This is a genomic window from Variovorax sp. 10L421 (assembly GCF_056395365.1).
This window is the reverse complement of the sequence record NZ_JBFTJJ010000019.1, coordinates 25,182-41,006: the sequence shown is the minus strand read 5'-3', so window position 1 is coordinate 41,006 and position 15,825 is coordinate 25,182. Positions and strand designations below refer to the sequence as shown.

At 68.7% G+C, this 15,825-nt stretch carries 17 protein-coding genes; 12 read left to right on the top strand and 5 right to left on the bottom strand.

All coding sequences use genetic code 11. From position 1 onward, the window contains the following. Positions 1-27 precede the first annotated feature (27 nt). From AC1DFC_RS21745 to AC1DFC_RS21735, 3 genes are read left to right on the top strand one after another with little or no spacing between them, the layout of a single operon-like run. Positions 28-1,767 carry a tannase/feruloyl esterase family alpha/beta hydrolase gene (locus AC1DFC_RS21745; RefSeq protein ID WP_478179978.1) on the top strand — a complete coding sequence of 580 codons (1,740 nt, stop codon included), beginning with the start codon at positions 28-30 and terminating at the stop codon, positions 1,765-1,767. Between the two features lie 14 nt (positions 1,768-1,781). Then, on the top strand, positions 1,782-3,506 hold the full coding sequence (locus tag AC1DFC_RS21740) for an acyl-CoA dehydrogenase family protein (protein WP_478179977.1): 1,725 nt from the start codon (positions 1,782-1,784) through the stop codon (positions 3,504-3,506). Between the two features lie 59 nt (positions 3,507-3,565). Beyond that, positions 3,566-4,057, top strand: a complete 492-nt coding sequence (locus tag AC1DFC_RS21735; RefSeq protein WP_007833157.1) for a MarR family winged helix-turn-helix transcriptional regulator — start codon at positions 3,566-3,568, stop codon at positions 4,055-4,057. 21 nt (positions 4,058-4,078) lie between these two features. On the opposite strand, the gene AC1DFC_RS21730 is transcribed toward AC1DFC_RS21735, so the two are convergent. After that, positions 4,079-4,732: a TetR/AcrR family transcriptional regulator gene (locus AC1DFC_RS21730; protein ID WP_007833156.1), complete on the bottom strand. Its 654-nt coding sequence runs from the start codon at positions 4,730-4,732 to the stop codon at positions 4,079-4,081. Between the two features lie 132 nt (positions 4,733-4,864). Here AC1DFC_RS21730 and AC1DFC_RS21725 point away from each other — a divergent pair, with 132 nt between their 5' ends. From AC1DFC_RS21725 to AC1DFC_RS21705, 5 genes are all read left to right on the top strand, one after another. Beyond that, positions 4,865-5,302, top strand: coding sequence for a VOC family protein (locus AC1DFC_RS21725; RefSeq protein WP_007833155.1), 438 nt, complete (start codon positions 4,865-4,867; stop codon positions 5,300-5,302). A 40-nt stretch (positions 5,303-5,342) separates the two neighbouring features. Then, positions 5,343-5,870 (top strand): SRPBCC family protein, encoded by a 528-nt coding sequence (locus AC1DFC_RS21720; protein ID WP_007833154.1) that lies wholly within the window; start codon positions 5,343-5,345, stop codon positions 5,868-5,870. A gap of 18 nt (positions 5,871-5,888) precedes the next feature. Beyond that, on the top strand, positions 5,889-6,308 hold the full coding sequence (locus AC1DFC_RS21715; RefSeq protein ID WP_007833153.1) for a VOC family protein: 420 nt from the start codon (positions 5,889-5,891) through the stop codon (positions 6,306-6,308). 35 nt (positions 6,309-6,343) lie between these two features. Continuing rightward, entirely contained in the window at positions 6,344-7,813 is a 1,470-nt protein-coding gene (locus AC1DFC_RS21710) for a DHA2 family efflux MFS transporter permease subunit (protein ID WP_007833152.1), read from the top strand. Between the two features lie 73 nt (positions 7,814-7,886). Next, on the top strand, positions 7,887-8,246 hold the full coding sequence (locus AC1DFC_RS21705) for a DUF1428 domain-containing protein (protein ID WP_007833150.1): 360 nt from the start codon (positions 7,887-7,889) through the stop codon (positions 8,244-8,246). Positions 8,247-8,346: 100 nt separating this feature from the next. On the opposite strand, the gene AC1DFC_RS21700 is transcribed toward AC1DFC_RS21705, so the two are convergent. Together AC1DFC_RS21700 and AC1DFC_RS21695 are read right to left on the bottom strand one after the other, a co-directional pair. Beyond that, a complete protein-coding gene (locus AC1DFC_RS21700) occupies positions 8,347-9,105 on the bottom strand; it encodes a sulfite exporter TauE/SafE family protein (protein WP_007833149.1) in 759 nt (252 codons plus the stop codon). A 74-nt stretch (positions 9,106-9,179) separates the two neighbouring features. Next, entirely contained in the window at positions 9,180-10,019 is an 840-nt protein-coding gene (locus AC1DFC_RS21695; RefSeq protein WP_007833148.1) for an intradiol ring-cleavage dioxygenase, read from the bottom strand. A gap of 171 nt (positions 10,020-10,190) precedes the next feature. On the opposite strand from AC1DFC_RS21695, the gene AC1DFC_RS21690 reads away from it, so the two are divergent. Both AC1DFC_RS21690 and AC1DFC_RS21685 read left to right on the top strand, forming a co-directional pair. Next, positions 10,191-11,120: a LysR family transcriptional regulator gene (locus tag AC1DFC_RS21690; protein WP_478179976.1), complete on the top strand. Its 930-nt coding sequence runs from the start codon at positions 10,191-10,193 to the stop codon at positions 11,118-11,120. A gap of 115 nt (positions 11,121-11,235) precedes the next feature. Further along, positions 11,236-11,703, top strand: a complete 468-nt coding sequence (locus AC1DFC_RS21685) for a DoxX family protein (protein ID WP_478179975.1) — start codon at positions 11,236-11,238, stop codon at positions 11,701-11,703. 118 nt (positions 11,704-11,821) lie between these two features. Here the strand turns inward: AC1DFC_RS21685 and AC1DFC_RS21680 are convergent, their stop codons facing one another. Beyond that, positions 11,822-12,565 (bottom strand): Crp/Fnr family transcriptional regulator, encoded by a 744-nt coding sequence (locus AC1DFC_RS21680; RefSeq protein WP_413315749.1) that lies wholly within the window; start codon positions 12,563-12,565, stop codon positions 11,822-11,824. 29 nt (positions 12,566-12,594) lie between these two features. Here AC1DFC_RS21680 and AC1DFC_RS21675 point away from each other — a divergent pair, with 29 nt between their 5' ends. Continuing rightward, positions 12,595-14,253 (top strand): adenylate/guanylate cyclase domain-containing protein, encoded by a 1,659-nt coding sequence (locus AC1DFC_RS21675; RefSeq protein WP_413333635.1) that lies wholly within the window; start codon positions 12,595-12,597, stop codon positions 14,251-14,253. Positions 14,254-14,364: 111 nt separating this feature from the next. Next, entirely contained in the window at positions 14,365-14,721 is a 357-nt protein-coding gene (locus AC1DFC_RS21670; protein WP_478179974.1) for an alpha/beta hydrolase, read from the top strand. Positions 14,722-14,748: 27 nt separating this feature from the next. On the opposite strand, the gene AC1DFC_RS21665 is transcribed toward AC1DFC_RS21670, so the two are convergent. Further along, on the bottom strand, positions 14,749-15,810 hold the full coding sequence (locus tag AC1DFC_RS21665; RefSeq protein WP_413333638.1) for a maleylacetate reductase: 1,062 nt from the start codon (positions 15,808-15,810) through the stop codon (positions 14,749-14,751). Positions 15,811-15,825: the final 15 nt, after the last annotated feature.

Here is a 15,825-nt window from a genome sequence, read left to right as displayed (position 1 = left end):
CCGCGGCCTGCACGGCAAGGAGACAACATGAACCGACAGCAGCGCCCCCTTTCCCTCGGCCTGTGCGCGACCGCGATCGGCGTTGCCGCCTTGCTTGTGGCCTGTGCGGGGCGTCCACCCGCAGCGCACGCACCGCTGGCCGCCGCGCGTCCCGGCACGCTGCAGGCCTGCACCGACCTCGCCGCGCGTGCCGCGCTGCCGGGCACGGTCTACACCTCGGCCACCGAGGTGCCTGCGGGCGCCGTCACGGTCGGCGGCGTCGCGATGAGCGCTCCCGCGCACTGCCTCGTGCAGGGCCGCATGAACGAACGCACGAGCCCGGTCGATAACCAGCGCTACGCCGTCGGCTTCGAGATGCGGCTGCCCGTGGCATGGAACGGCCGCTTCTTCTACCAGGCCAATGGCGGGCTCGACGGCGTGGTGGTGCCCGCGATCGGCGGCATCGGTGGTGGCGGCCCGCGCAGCAGCGCGCTGCAGATGGGCTTTGCCGTCATCAGTTCCGACGCCGGCCACGCGGGATCGATGGGGCCGCGCTTCGGGCTCGACCCGCAGGCACGGCTCGACTACGGCTACAACGCCGTCGCGCAGCTCACGCCGATGGCGAAGAACCTGATCGCCAAGGCCTACGGGCGCGGACCCGACCGCTCGTACTTCGGCGGCTGCTCCAACGGCGGCCGGCATGCGATGGTGGCCGCGGTGCGTTCGGCGCAGCAGTACGACGGCATCCTCGCGGGCGACCCCGGCTTCAACCTGCCGAAGGCGGCGGTGGCACAGCTCTACGGCGCGCAGCAATACGCGGCCGTGGCCAGCGCGAAGACGCCGGCCGGCCAGCCCGATCTGCAGAGCGCCTTCACCCCGGCCGAGATGAAGCTCGTGGCCGACAAGGTGCTGCAGCGCTGCGATGCACTCGATGGATTGGCCGACGGCATCGTGTCGAACGTGCAGGCCTGCCAGGCACGCTTCGACATCCAGGCGGACGTGCCCACCTGCGCCGCCGGCACGCGCGATGGCATGTGCCTGAGCGCGCCGCAGAAGAACGCACTCGCCAACGTGTTCGTCAAGGGTGCGCGCAACAGCGCAGGCCAGCCGCTCTACAGCAGCTTCCCGTTCGACGCGGGCGTGAGCGGCAGCAACTGGCGCGAGTGGAAGTTCGCAAGTCCGCCGACGCGCGACGCGGGTGCCGTGGGCTTCATCTTCACCACGCCACCGCTGGCCGAGCGGCCGCAGGGCCTGCCCTTCGCGCTGGGCTTCGACATGGACCGCGACGCACCGCGCATCGCGGCCACCGACGGTGTGTTCCACGAGTCGGCGCTATCGTTCATGACGCCGCCGGACGCGGCCAACCTGGGCGCGCTGCGCGACAGGGGCGGCCGCATGATCGTCTACCACGGCACCAGCGACCCGGTGTTCTCGTCCGGCGACACCGCCGCCTGGTACGAGCGCGTGCAGGCCGCGAACGGCGGCGATGCCTCTTCGTTCGCGCGCTACTTCCCGGTGCCCGGCATGAACCACTGCGCAGGCGGCCCGGCCACCGACCAGTTCGACATGCTGAGCGCGCTGGTCGACTGGGTCGAGCAGGGCAAGGCGCCCGCATCGGTCACGGCCGCCGCGCGCGGTGCGGGCACGCCGGTGCCCAACGCCGAAGTGCCCGCCAACTGGTCGGCGCAGCGCACGCGGCCGCTGTGCCCCTACCCACAGGTCGCCACCTACACCGGCGGCGACACGGAGCGCGCGAGCAGCTTCGCCTGCAAGCCCCCTGCCCCTTAGATTTCCGCTCCCCGATGGACTATCAACCCCGCCCCGAAGACGTTCGTTTTCTGCTCAATGCCGTGCTCGATGCGCCCGCGCGCCTGGCCGCGCTCGCGCCCTTTGCAGAAGTCGACGAGGCGCTGCAGTCGCAGGTGCTCGAAGAAGCGGGCCGCTTCGTCGGCGAAGTGGTGGCGCCCATCAACCGTGGCGGCGACGAAATCGGATGCCGCTTTGCCGATGGCGAAGTGACCTGCCCGCCCGGTTTTCGCGAGGCGTACCAGGCCTTCGTCGATGGCGGCTGGCCTGCGTTGTCGGCCGCGCCAGAAGACGGCGGCCAGGGCCTGCCCGCGGTGCTCGAAGCCGTGCTCTACGAATGGCTGGCCGCCGCCAACCACGGCCTGACGATGGCGCCCGGCCTGTTGCACGGCGCGTATGCCTGCCTCAAGCACCATGGCAGCGACGAACTGAAGCAACGCTACCTGCCGAAGATCGCCACCGGCGAATGGCTCGCCACGATGTGCCTCACCGAGGCGCATGCGGGCAGCGACCTGGGCCAGGTGCGCACGCGCGCCTGGCCGCAGGCCGATGGCAGCCTGCGGGTGAACGGCGGCAAGATCTTCATTTCCGGCGGCGAACACGACCTGACGCCAAACATCGTGCACCTCGTGCTGTGCCGCTTGCCCGATGCGCCTGCCGGCCCCAAGGGACTGTCGCTGGTGCTCGTGCCCAAGCTGCTGCCCGACGGCTCCCGCAATGCGGTGCACTGCGAGCGCATCGAGGAAAAGATGGGCCTGCACGGCAGCCCCACCTGCACGATGCGCTTCGACGATGCCGTCGGCTGGCTGGTCGGCGGGCCCGGCCGCGGTTTGGCCGCGATGTTCGTGATGATGAATTCCGCGCGCCTGCACGTGGCGCTGCAGGGCATCGGCCTGCTCGACGCCGCATGGCAGAAGGCCGACACCTACGCCGCCGAACGCCGCCAGATGCGTGCGCCCGGCCCCGTGCCTGCCAGCCGCGGCGGCGAGCCGGCCGACCTGATCGCCGAGCACCCCGCGGTGCGCCGCATCCTCGACACGCAGCGCGCCTGGATCGACGGCGCGCGCACCCTCGCCTACCGCAGCGCGCTGATGCTCGACGTGGCCACGCACGACGCCGATCCCAAGGCCCGCGAACAAGCGCAGCGCTGGTGCACGTTCGTCACGCCGGTGCTCAAGGCCGCATGCACCCAGCAAGCCTTCCACGGCGCGAGCGAATGCCTGCAGGTGTTCGGCGGCCACGGCTACGTTCGCGAATGGGGCATCGAGCAGATCGTGCGCGATGCGCGCGTGACCATGATCTACGAGGGCACCAACGAGATCCAGGCCATCGATCTGTTGGTGCGCAAGGTGCTGCCCGACGGCGGCGCCGCCATGTCGGCCGTGCTGCTCGAACTGCGCGACATGCTCGATGCCTCGCGTGAAGCCGATGCCGACGCGCAGCGCCGGCTGGCGCAGCTGCGCTACCTGGGCACCACGGTGGCGATTGCGGCGCAAGCCGACACCGTGCTGCCGTACGAAATAGCCGACGACTACTTGCGCGTGACGATGCTCGCGATGATGGCGTGGGCCTGGGCCCGCATCGAGGCCGCCGCCCCGCAAGACGCCGCACGGGCGCGCACGGCCGGCGCCTTCCGCCGCTGGGTGCTGCCCGAGTTCGAGATGCGGCTGGGCATCGTCAAGCGGGCCTGCGAGGCCGTGGCGCACACCCAAGCGGCGTAAACGCAAGGTGTCGCACGGTAGGCACCCCGTACGCACGCAGGCGGTTACGCTCTAGTCCCATGGCTTCCTCCTCGAAATCCGTCTCCGCGAAAGGCGAGCAGGCCGCGGCGCCGCAGGGCAGGCCTGAGCGGCTCGATGCCCGCATGCTCGAAACGCTGGTCGGCTACAACGCCCGCCGCGCATGGCTGATCGTCAGCGCCTTCTTCGCGGAGCGCATGGCGCCCTACGGCCTCAAGCAGATCGATTTCTCGGTGCTCTCGCTGCTGGCGCACAACCCGGGCGCCACGTCGCGGCAGCTGTGCAACACGCTGGACATCCTGCCGCCGAACCTCGTGAGCCTGGTAGCCACGCTGGACAGCCGGGGCCTCATCGAACGCCGCCCCCACCCGCACGACGGCCGCGCCGTCGGCCTGCACCTCACGGCCGCCGGCGAAACGCTGATCCGCGAGGCCGAACAGACCGTGGTGCAACTGGAAGCCGACGCCAGCGCCAGGCTCACCTCCCGCGAGCGCGAGACGCTGATCAGGCTGCTGCAGAAGATCTATCTCTAGGCTTCCAAGGCCTCCGAGGCTTCAGAGACCTCGCCCGACCATATCGATCACTTGCTGTCCGAGCGCATGGGCCGCCTCGGCATCCATGCCGCGCAGCGGCCCGTCGATGATGAGCAGCGCCAGCCCATGCACCGCGCTCCATGCGAGGTATTCGGCATTCGGGCGCCGCGCCGGGTCGAGCACGCCCGCGTCCGCCAGCCGGTCGATGGCCTTGCCCAGCAGCTGGAACGGGTCCAGCCCGCTCGCGCCGGCTTTCCCGGCGCCGAGTTCACCGCTGCCTTCATCGGAAAACACGAATGCCGTGCGGAACAAACCGGGCTCGGCCTGCGCGAAGCGCAGATAGGCCGTGCCGATGGCGCGCAGCTGTGCGCGCGCGAAATCGGCCGGAGGCTGATCGCAAGGCAGCACTGCCAGTTCTTTCTCCATCGCGATCGCAGCCGCGGCCAGCGCGGCCGCGCGCACCGCCAGCAAAAGCTCCTGCCGGCTGCCGAAGTGCCGGTACGCCGCGTTCGGCACGACCCCCGCACGCCGCGTGGCTTCGCGCAGCACCACCGCACCCGGGCCGCCGTCGCGCGCCAGTTCGATGCCTGCGTCGAGCAGCGCCCGCCGCAGGTCGCCGTGCCGGTAGGTGCTGCGGGCGGGAGGCAGGCTCTCGGGGACGTTGTTGAGCTTCATTTCATTTCCATGTGGACACTGTCCATTATCCCTGCTATTCTTTGTGGACGGTGTACACAAAGTAATCCGATTGTTTGCGGCCCATGACACCGGGGGCTTTCCGAATCACCTCTCCAGTTCAAAGGAACCGCCATGAAAGTCCAGTCTTACCTCTCGTTCGAAGGCCGATGCGACGAAGCGCTCGGCTTCTACAAGAAGGCGCTCGGCGCCGAGGTCGTGCAGCTCATGCGCTACAGCGAAGCGCCTGCCGGAGCCCCTTCGGGCAACGCGGACGCCAGTTGCGGCGGCGCGATGCCCGACGCCAGCAAGGTGATGCACGCGGTGTTCCGCATCGGCGACACCGAGCTGATGGCCTCGGACGGCCGCTGCTCCGGCCAGGCGAAGTTCGAGGGCATCATGCTCGCGCTCACCGCCAAGACCGACGCCGAAGCCGTCAAGTGGTTCAACGCGCTGTCCGAGGGCGGGCAGGTCACGCAGCCGCTGATCCCGACCTTCTTCACCTCGAACTTCGGCATGCTGACCGACCGCTTCGGCGTGGGCTGGCTGCTGGTCGTCGCGCACCCTGCCTGATCGCACTCGCTCGCACAGCCAATCTCCCGAAAGCCCCGCCATGCTCAAGAAAATCGCCCTCGTCGTCGTGCTCGCGATCGCCGCGCTGCTGATCTTCGCGGCCACCCGGCCCGACACCTTCCGCGTCGAGCGCACCGCGCGCATCGAGGCACCGGCCGAGAAGATCTTTCCGCTGATCGACGACTTCCACCGCTGGAACGCATGGTCGCCCTACGAGAAGCTCGACCCCGCCATGAAGCGCAGCTTCGGCGGCAGTGCGAACGGCAAGGGCGCGACCTATGCCTGGGAGGGCAACGACAAGGCCGGCGCGGGCCGCATGGAGATCGTGGAGTCGGCGCCTTCGTCGAAGGTCGCGATCAAGCTCGACTTCATCAAGCCCTTCGAGGGCCACAACACCGCTGAATTCACGCTGCAGCCCCAGGGCAATGCAACGCAGGTCGCCTGGGCCATGTACGGTCCGAGCCCCTATGTCGCCAAGCTCATGGGCATCTTCTTCAACATGGACCAGATGATCGGCAAGGACTTCGAGACGGGCCTCGCCAACCTGAAGACCGCCACCGAAAAGTAATTCCCGAAAGGAAAAATCATGCCCCACATCCACGCCTACCTCACCTTCGACGGCAATGCAGCCGAGGCCATGCGCTTCTACGAGAAGACGCTGGGCGGCACCATGCAGATGATGATGACCGTCGGCGAAGCGCCCGACACGGAGCAGTTCCCGCCCGAGGCGAAGAAGCGCATCATGCATGCCTCGCTCGCCTACGGCCAGGGCATCCTCATGGCCTCCGACTCCATGCCCGGCCAGCCGTACGAAGGCATGAAGGGCTTCGGCGTCGCGCTGACCATCGAGACCGTGGCCGAGGCCCGCCGCGTATTCGACGCCTTCGCCGAAGGCGGCCACGTCGGAATGCCCTTCGAGAAGACCTTCTGGGTCGAAGGCTTCGGCATGGTGACCGACCGCTTCGGCACTCCGTGGCTCATCAACGGCGGCAAGCCGCTGGTCTGAGCCGTCCCCTTCCTACTTCAAGAAACCCGCTTCCCATGACCAACCAACTCGACAGCCGCAAGCGCTGGCTCGCATTGATGGTGCTGTGCCTCGGCGTCCTGATGATCGTGCTCGACACCACCATCGTGAACGTGGCACTGCCCTCGATCCGCACCGACCTCGGCTTCACCGAGACCTCGCTGGTCTGGGTGGTGAATGCCTACATGCTGACCTTCGGCGGCTTCCTGCTGCTGGGCGGCCGGCTCGGCGACCTGTACGGCCACCGCCGCGTGTTCCTCGCGGGCCTGGTGCTGTTCACGCTGGCATCGCTGGCCTGCGGGGTCTCGACCTCGCAGGGCCTGCTGGTGGCGTCGCGCGCGGTGCAGGGCCTGGGCGGCGCGGTGGTCTCGGCGGTGTCGCTCTCGCTGATCATGAATCTCTTCACCGAGCCGGCCGACCGCGCCAAGGCAATGGGCGTGTACGGCTTCGTCTGCGCGGGCGGCGGCAGCATCGGCGTGCTGCTGGGCGGGCTGCTCACAAGCACGCTGAGCTGGCACTGGATCTTCCTGGTCAACCTGCCGATCGGCGTGGCCGTGTACGCGCTGTGCGTGGCGCTGCTGCCCAGCGCGCGCGGCCATGCGCACGGCGAGAAGCTCGACGTGGCCGGCGCCGTCACCGTCACGCTGTCGCTGATGCTCGCCGTGTACGGCGTGGTCAACGGCAACGAGGCGGGCTGGGGTTCCACGCAGACGCTCGGCCTGCTCGGCGCGGCCGTGGTGCTGCTCGCGATCTTCATCGCCATCGAGTCGCGCGTGCAGCATCCGCTGATGCCGCTGGGCCTGTTCAAGCTGCGCAGCGTGTCGGTGGCCAACGTGGTCGGCGTGCTGTGGGCCGCGGCCATGTTCGCGTGGTTCTTCATCTCGGCGCTCTACATGCAGCTGGTGCTGAACTACACGCCGATGCAGATCGGGCTGGCCTTCCTGCCGGCCAACGTGATCATGGCGGTGTTCTCGCTCGGCCTCTCCGCGAAGATCGTGATGCGCTTCGGCATCCGCAAACCGCTGGCGGCCGGGCTCTGGCTCGCGGCCGTCGGGCTGGCGCTGTTCGCGCGCGCGCCGGTCAACGGCAGCTTCGTGGTCGACGTGCTGCCCGGCATGATGCTGCTGGGCCTCGGCGCGGGCATGGCCTTCAACCCGGTGCTGCTGGCGGCCATGAGCGAGGTGAGCCCGGCCGATTCGGGCCTGGCCTCGGGCGTGGTCAACACCTCGTTCATGATGGGCGGCGCGCTGGGCCTGGCCGTGCTGGCCAGCGCCGCGGCCGCGCGCTCCGCATCGATGGAAGCCGCCGGTGCGCAGATGCCGCTGGCACTCACCGGGGGCTACAACCTTGCGTTTCTCGTCGGTGCCGTGTTCGCGGCGGCGGCGGGTTTGATCGGGGCCCTGCTGCTTCGCACCACCATGCCGGGGCAGGCGCAGAACAACGAAGAAGCAGCACCCCGTGGCACCGCGGGCGGCACGGCGTCGTGAACATCCGCATGCCATGCCGCAACCGCCGGTTTTCTTTCTCCAACGCTTCCACTCTTTGTTCAGGAGAACACTCATGGCTCGTTATGTAGACGGCTTCATCGTCGCCGTTCCCACCGCGAACGTAGAGGCCTACCGCAAGCTCGCGCGCAAGGCCGGCAAGGTCTGGATGGAATACGGCGCGCTCGAATACGTGGAATGCATCGCCGACGACGTGAAGCCCGGCAAGCTGACCTCGTTTCCGCAGAGCGTGAAACAGAAGCCCGATGAGACGGTGGCCTTCTCGTGGATCACCTACAAATCGCGCAAGCACCGCGACACGGTGAACGCGAAGGTGATGGCCGACCCGCGCATCACGGCGATGGACCCGAAGACGATGCCCTTCGACGCGAAGCGGATGATCTTCGGCGGCTTCAAGTCCATAGTCGAGTTTTGACCCCTTTCGGGAACACCGCGGAACCGGCTTTGCCGGGCCGCAGGTGTTGCCCCCTGCAAGGGGGGTGGCGCAGCGACACGAAGTGCGCGAAGCCTGGGGGTTAGCCAATGAACCCGTCATAGACGAGCTTCAGGCCCGTCAGCAGCATCCCCAGGTACACGAAGCGATAGAACCACGTCGCATCGATGCGCCGCGCAATGCGGATGCCGACCCACACGCCCAAGGGAGCGATCGGCATCAGCACCAGCGACGTGGCCAGCGTGCGGAAGTCGAGCAGGCCGAGCCACGCATAGGGAATCCACTTGCTGAGATTCACCACGAAGAAGAAATAGGCCATGGTGGCCGTGAAGATCACCGGAGAGAGCCGCAGCGGGATGACGTAAGCGTTGATAGGCGGCCCGCCCGCATGCGCGATGAAGCTGGTGAAGCCCGACACCGTGGTCAGCACCGCACCCACGCCGCGCGAAGGCAGCGGGTCGTCGGGCTTCGGCGGAAACAGCAGCCGCTGCGCCAGGAACAGCAGCGTGAACACGCCCACGATGCCCGCCACCGTGTGCGCCGGCAGCGCGCGAAACAACAGCGTGCCGATCACCGTGCCCAGCAGCCCGAACGGAATCAGGAACTTGAGCAGCGAACGGTCGAAGTCGCGCCTGAATGCGGCAATGCCCAGCACGTCCATCAGCAGCAACAGCGGCATCAGGATGGCCGCTGCCTGCGGCACCGTGACGGCCAGCGCCATCATCGGCACCGCGAGCGAGCCGAAGCCCGCGCCGAAGCCGCTCTTGCTGATGCCGAGCAGCAGCACGGCGGGAATGGCGACCGCGTAGAAATGCGGGTCGGTGATCAGGGGAAAGGCCATGGGAAGGGAAAGCGCAGAAAAAAGCCTGCCGGGTGGCAGGCTTCGCGAGCGTAGCAGGACGGGGCGCAGCCTGGTCAGGCGGGCTGCTTCAGCGGGTTGAGAACGAAATCGAAATCGAGCCGCCAGCGGCCGTTGGCCTGCTTCGTCCATGGCGCCACCAGCGACTGGCGCACCGCGAACACCGCGTCGGAGTCGAGCCACTCGTCGCCGTCGCGGAACACATGGGTGATGAGCCGCTCGTAGCCCGGTGCCTCGATCTTGAAATGCAGGTGCGCGGGCCGCCACGGGTGGCGCCTGGTGGCACGCAGCAGGTCGCCCACGGGGCCGTCGACCGGGATCGGATACGCCACCGCCACCACGCTGCGGAAATGCAGCGAGCCATCGGGCCCGGTGCGCAGCGTGCCGCGGTTCTCGGCGTGGTCGAGTCCGGGGTGCTGCACGTCGTAGTGGCCGCCCGCGTCGGCCTGCCACACGTCGACCACGGCGTTGGGCACCGGCTCGCCATCGAGGCCGCGCACCGTGGCGAACACATCGCAGGGTTCGCCCTCGGCGCCGTTGGCCACGTCGTCGCCGTGCTCGTACTCTGGCGCGCCGTCGAAGTAGAAGGGGCCGAACACGGTGGCCTCGGTGCAGCCCGCCGGCTTGTCGTTGTTCATCGCGATGGTGAGCATCGACAGGCCCAGCACATCCGACAGCAGGATGAACTCCTGCCGCTTGTCGTCGCACTTCTGGCCGGTGGCGGTCAGGTACTGGATGCCCTGGAACCATTCTTCCTCGGTGAGCTTCACCTCGCGCGCGAAGGCGTGCAGGTGCTGCACAAGGCTGGTCATGATCTCGTGCAGGCGCGGGTCGGGCGTGTCGGCGAAGCGCGCGAGCACGGCCTGGGTGATGTTGTCCTGGTCGAGGTTGCGCATCGTGGTTGTCTCCATGGGGTCTGGTCGTCGGATACGACGCACTGTAGGCCGCGCACCGCTGCGCTGAAAGCATCTGGGCGCAAATGATTTTTCCGGCCAGCGGAACGGTCGCGCCCGCCCTGCGCCAAAATCGCCCGGCCCGACCAAAGACAAGCCCCGGAAACAACGCCCATGGACCGCTGGACCGAAATCGCCCTGCTCGTGCAGATCGCCGATGCCGGCAGCCTGAGCCGCGCGGCCGAGGCGCTGGGCCTGTCGAACGCCGCCGCGAGCCGCCACCTGGGCGCGCTCGAAGCCCGGCTCGGCGCGCGGCTGGTCGAGCGCAATACCCGCCGCCTGTACCTGACCGACACCGGCCGCGAGTTCTGCGCCCGCGCCCGCACTATCCTGGCCGACCTGTCGGATGCCGAATCGACGGTGAACGCCACCGCGCTCAACCCGACGGGCACGCTGCGCGTCACGGCCTCGCTCTCGTTCTCGGTCCACCACATCGCGCCGCTGCTGCGCGAGTACACCGAGCGCTACCCCGGCGTGAGGGTGCACGTGGAAGCCGCCAACCGCTACTTCGACCTGATCGACAACAACATCGACGTGGCGATCCGCACGCGCGAGTACGAACCCGACTCCAACGTGACGATTCGCCGGCTCGGCGAGACGCGGCGCATCCTCGCGGCCTCGCCGCGCTACTTCGCGCAGCATGGCTTTCCGAAGACGCTGGACGAGCTGAAGCAGCACAAGCTGCTGATCTACACCCACGCCAACAACCCGAACGAGCTGCGCTTCAGCCGGGACGGGGAAACGCACACGGTGCCGGTCACGGGGCTGCTCGAATCGAACGACGGCCAGGTGCTGCGCGCCGCTGCGCTCGACGGCATGGGCATCCTCGTGCAGCCGACCTACATCGTGTACGAAGACATCGTGGCCGGCCGGCTGGTACCTACGCTGGAAGACTGGGACCTGCCGCACCTGACGATCAACCTCGCGTATCCCAGCCGCAAGCACCTGTCGGCGAAGGTGCGCAGCTTCATCGACTTCATGGCCGCGCACTTCGCAAAGATGGAGTACGAGCGGAAATGGACCGGGCACTTCGGCATGCGCTGACGGGCCTTTCCGCCAAAACATGTGCGTAAACGCACATCCGGGTTTTCGGCAGCTCCGCACACTGGAACCGCAACCGTCGCATTCCGCGGCGGTCCTCCATTTCCAAGGACCAGCCATGAACACCCAGGCCACCAACACAGCGCATGCGCCGATCGCATCGCCGCTGTCTGCTCTCTCTCCCTCCACGCTGGACGATTCCGGCAAGCTGCTGATCCGCGTGACGGTCGGCTTCCTGGTGCTGCTGCACGGCATCTTCAAGCTGTCGGCCGGCGTGGGTTTCATCGGCGGCATGCTGGCCAAGGCCGGCCTGCCGGGCGGGCTGGCCTACCTCGTGTACGTGGGCGAGATCGCCGCGCCGCTGCTGATGATTGCCGGCGTCTTCACTCGCGCTGCGGCCGCCGTGGTGGTCATCAACATGCTGGTGGCCTTCGGCCTCGTGCACATGGCCGACCTGTTCGCAATGACCAAGCAGGGCGGCTGGGCACTGGAACTGCAAGGCCTGTACCTGTTCGGCGCGCTGACGGTGGTGCTGCTGGGCGCCGGCAGCTTCTCCGTCGGCGGACGCAACGGCCGCTGGAACTGAGCAAACCCGCGAATCATTCGTGGAATACCGCGGAACCGGCTTTGCCGGGCCGCCGGTATTGCCCCCGGAAGGGGGTTGGCGCTGCGGCACAAAGTGCGCGAAGCCCTGGGAGAGAGCACTAATCGCCCCTGACCTGCGAGACCATGGCTTCGAGGCGGGCCACGTCGGCCACCAGCAGCGCCTTGTCGTCCTTGCGCAGCACGCCGCTGCGCACCAGCACGTTGAGCTCGCGCGTCACCTGCTCGCGGTTGGTACTGATCTGGCTGGCCAGCGCCGCATGCCTGGGCGCCGGGTCGAGCCGAGCCTGGTTGTCCTCGACACCGGCTGCGCGGGCCAGGCGCAGCAGTTCGGCATGCAGCCGGTTCTGCACGCCGAGGGTGCTCAGGTCGATGACGCGCTCCGACAGCTGGCGCACCAATGACGCCAGCCTCAGCATCACCCGCTCGGCCACCAGCGGCTCATCGCGCAGCAGGGCCATGAAGGCGGCGCGGTCGAGGCTGGCGACCACGCTGGGCTCCAGCGTGACCACATCGGCGGAGCGCGGGCCGCCGTCGATGGCGGCGATATCGCCGAAGTGCTCGCCGGCTTCGGAATCGCGGAAGGTGACCTGCCGGCCGTTGGCCGAATAGGTCGTCACCCGCACCCGGCCCGACACCAGCAGGAACACCTCGCCCTGCTGCTCGGCGCGCAGCAGCAAGGGCTTGCCGGCCTCCACGCTGTGCCACAGGCATTGCTGGGCCAGCAGGTCCAGGCGCCGGTCGGAAAGGCCTCCGAGCAGTGCGATCTGGCGCAGTGCAAGGCTGGAGCGGGGAGAGGAAGGTTCAGGTTTGGCCATGCCGGGGGTCGGTGGGGGCGCGCGCATTATGCTCGGGTGCCGCTTCGAACCCGTTCATGGACAGACGTTCCCTCCGCACCCCTTCGGGCCCCATTTTTCCGCTGAGACCGCCGACACGGCGCAATCTCCGCTGGGCGAGCGGGCTGGTGCTGATGGCCTACGTCACGGCGCACCTGCTGAACCATTCGCTGGGCATCTATTCCTTTGCCGCGGCCGAGACCGTGCTGCGTGGCGTGCAGAAGTTCTGGCACAGCCTGCCGGGCACGGTACTGCTGTATGGCGCGGCCGCCGTGCACCTGGCGCTGGCCGTGGTCGCCCTGTGGGAGCGCCGCACGCTGCGCATGCCGCCGCTCGAAGGCCTGCGCGTGCTGCTCGGCTTCGCACTGCCGCTGCTGCTGGCCACGCACCTCACGGCCATGCGCGGCGCCTACCTGGCCTATGGCATCGAAGGCTCGTACGTGCGTGTGGTCTGGGGGTTGTGGGACTGGCAAGGCGCGGCCGCACAGCTCGTGATGATGCTCGCGGCCTGGGTCCACGGCTGCCTGGGCCTGCACTTCGCGCTGCGGGTGAAACCGGCCTGGCGGCGCTTCTCCCATCTGCTGCTGGCCGTTGCGGTGGCGCTGCCGCTGACGGCGGCGATGGGCTTCGTGTCGATGGGGCGCGAGTTCCAGTGGACCGGCGTGCCGCCGGTCACGCTGCCGACGCCCGCGCAGGGCAGGGCGCTCAATGCGGCCGAAGGCGGCATCAAGTGGTTCTACGGCCTGGCGTTGGTCGCGCTGCTCGCGGCGCGCTGGGGACGCAACGGCTTGGCACGCTGGTCGCGGCAGCCGTCCGTGGCGCTGCGCTATCCCGGTCGCACGGTGCAGGTGCCGCGCGGCTGGAGCGTGCTGGAGGCAAGCCGCTCACACGGCATCGCGCACGTCTCGATCTGCGGCGGACGTGCGCGCTGCTCGACCTGCCGCGTGCGCGTGGCCGGCCAGGCCGAGCACATCGGCGAGCCCGGCCGCGACGAGCAGCGCACGCTCGAACGCGTGCGCGCACCGGCCGACGTGCGCCTGGCCTGCCAGCTGCGCCCACGCGGCGACATCGAGGTCACGCCGCTGTTCGCGCCGCTGCCCAACGAAGGCCGGCCCGCGCCGGTCGGCAGCTTCGGGCGCGAGCGCGACGTGGCGATCCTGTTCGTCGACCTGCGGCGCTGGTCGGGCCTGTCGGAGCGGCAGTGGCCCTTCGACCTGGCCTATGTGCTCGACCGCTACTTCGCCACCGTGGGTGCAGCCGTGCGCGAGAGCGGCGGCGTGCCCAACCAGTTCATCGGCGACAGCGTGATGGCGATCTTCGGGCTCGAGTGCGACCTTCCCACCGCCTGCAGGCAGGCGCTGCGCGCCACCGAACTGATCGGCCAGCGCATGGACGCATGGAGCGAAGGCTTCGAGGCGCAATTCGGCCAACGGCTGGAGTTCGGCATGGGGCTGCATGCAGGCCGGGCCGCGGTGGGTGAAGTGGGCTACCTGGAGACCACGACCTTCACCGCCATCGGCGAAGTGGTCAACACCGCGAGCCGGCTGCAGGACCACTCGAAGACCGCGGCATCGCGCCTCGTCGTGTCGCTGTTCGCGGCCGAGCAAGCCGGCGCAGCGGATGCGATGGGCGCAGTCGAAACGCTCACCGTGCGCGGCCGCTCCGAACCGCTCGAAGTGCTCCGCGCACCTGCTTGATCGCCGAAAGCGGTGCGCAAACGCACAGCGCGAACCACGATGCGGTTTCACACTGCATCTCGTGGCAACGACGAATGTCCGCCGCCCACACAGACATCCAAAGGGACTCTCATGAACACCAGGCAACTCATCGCCGCTTCCGCCGCCGCTCTCGCCCTGCTGGGCGCTGCCGGCGCACATGCCGAAAGCTACGAAGGCGTGCAGGCCATCATCCCGTTCGCCAGCCGTGCCGACGTGAAGGCCGAAGCCATTGCCGCCGCGCGCGAGGGCAACCCCTACTCGGACAGCGCCGCCGAAGGCACCGTGGCCGTCAACTCCACGCTCGACCGCAGCGCCGTGCGCGACCAGGCCGTGGCCGCCGCACACAACCCGCTGCAAAGCCTCGATCGCCGCGCCTTCTACCGCGACGAAGTGCCCTCGGCCTACAAGAAGCCGACGGTTTCGTTCACGCGCCAGGCCGGCCTGTAAACAGCAGCGCGGCCCTGCTCCGCCGGCTCAGGGCCGCGCACCTTCCCAGGCGTCCTGCAGCAAGGAGCGGATCGCAGCGCGCTCCAGCGGGCGCGGATTGGGATATTGGTTCTTGAGCGCGTGCTCGCAGGCCAGGTCGAGGTCCGATTCCTTCATGCCGATGTCGCGCAGCGCGACCGGCGCGCCGTTGTCGCGCGCGAGGTCGTACACGGCCTGCGCGGCGCTGCTCCCCCCCAGTGCCTTCGCGATGCGCGCCATGGCCTGCGGCGCCGCCTCGGCGTTGTAGGCAAGTGCGTGCGGCAGCACGATGGTGTGGGTCTCGGCGTGCGGCAGGTTGAAGCTGCCCCCCAGCGTGTGGCACAGCTTGTGGTGCAGCGCCATGCCGACGTTGCCGAGCACCGTGCCGCAGAGCCATGCGCCGTAAAGCGCATCGCTGCGGGCGCCCGGATCGTGTGGCGTGGCGCGGATGGCGGGCAACGCGCGGCCCAGTGCGGCAATGCCTTCCTGCGCCATCAGGTGCATGATCGGATTCGAATCGACCGCGTAGAGCCCTTCTGCCGCATGCGCGATGGCGTTGATGCCGCTGGTCACGCTGATGCCCACGGGCAGGCTCGAAGACAGCTCGGGATCGTAGATCACCGTGCGCGGCAGCACCCTGAAGTCCTTGCCCGTCTTCTTCATGCCGGCTTCCGTGATGCCGTAGATCGGCGTCATCTCGGAGCCCGCGTAGGTGGTTGGGATGGCGAGGATCGGCAGGCCCGAATCGAGCGCAATGGCCTTGCCCAGCCCGGTGGTCGAACCACCGCCGATGGCCACGGCGCAATCCGCGCCCAGCCGGGCCGCCACCTCGCGCGCCTCGCGCGCGGTCTCGATGGGCACGTGCATCACGGCGCGATCGAACACACCGGCCGCATGGCTGCCGAGCATATCGGCCACGCGCTCGGCCTGCGGGCGCTGCTCGGGCGTGGACAGCACGAGCGCCCGGCGCGCACCGAGCGCATCGATCTCGCGCGCCAGGTGCTGCAGCGAACCGGCGCCGAACACCACGCGCTGCGGCACGCTGTTGTAGACGAACGAGGGGATGGTCATGGCTTTGCTGTCTCT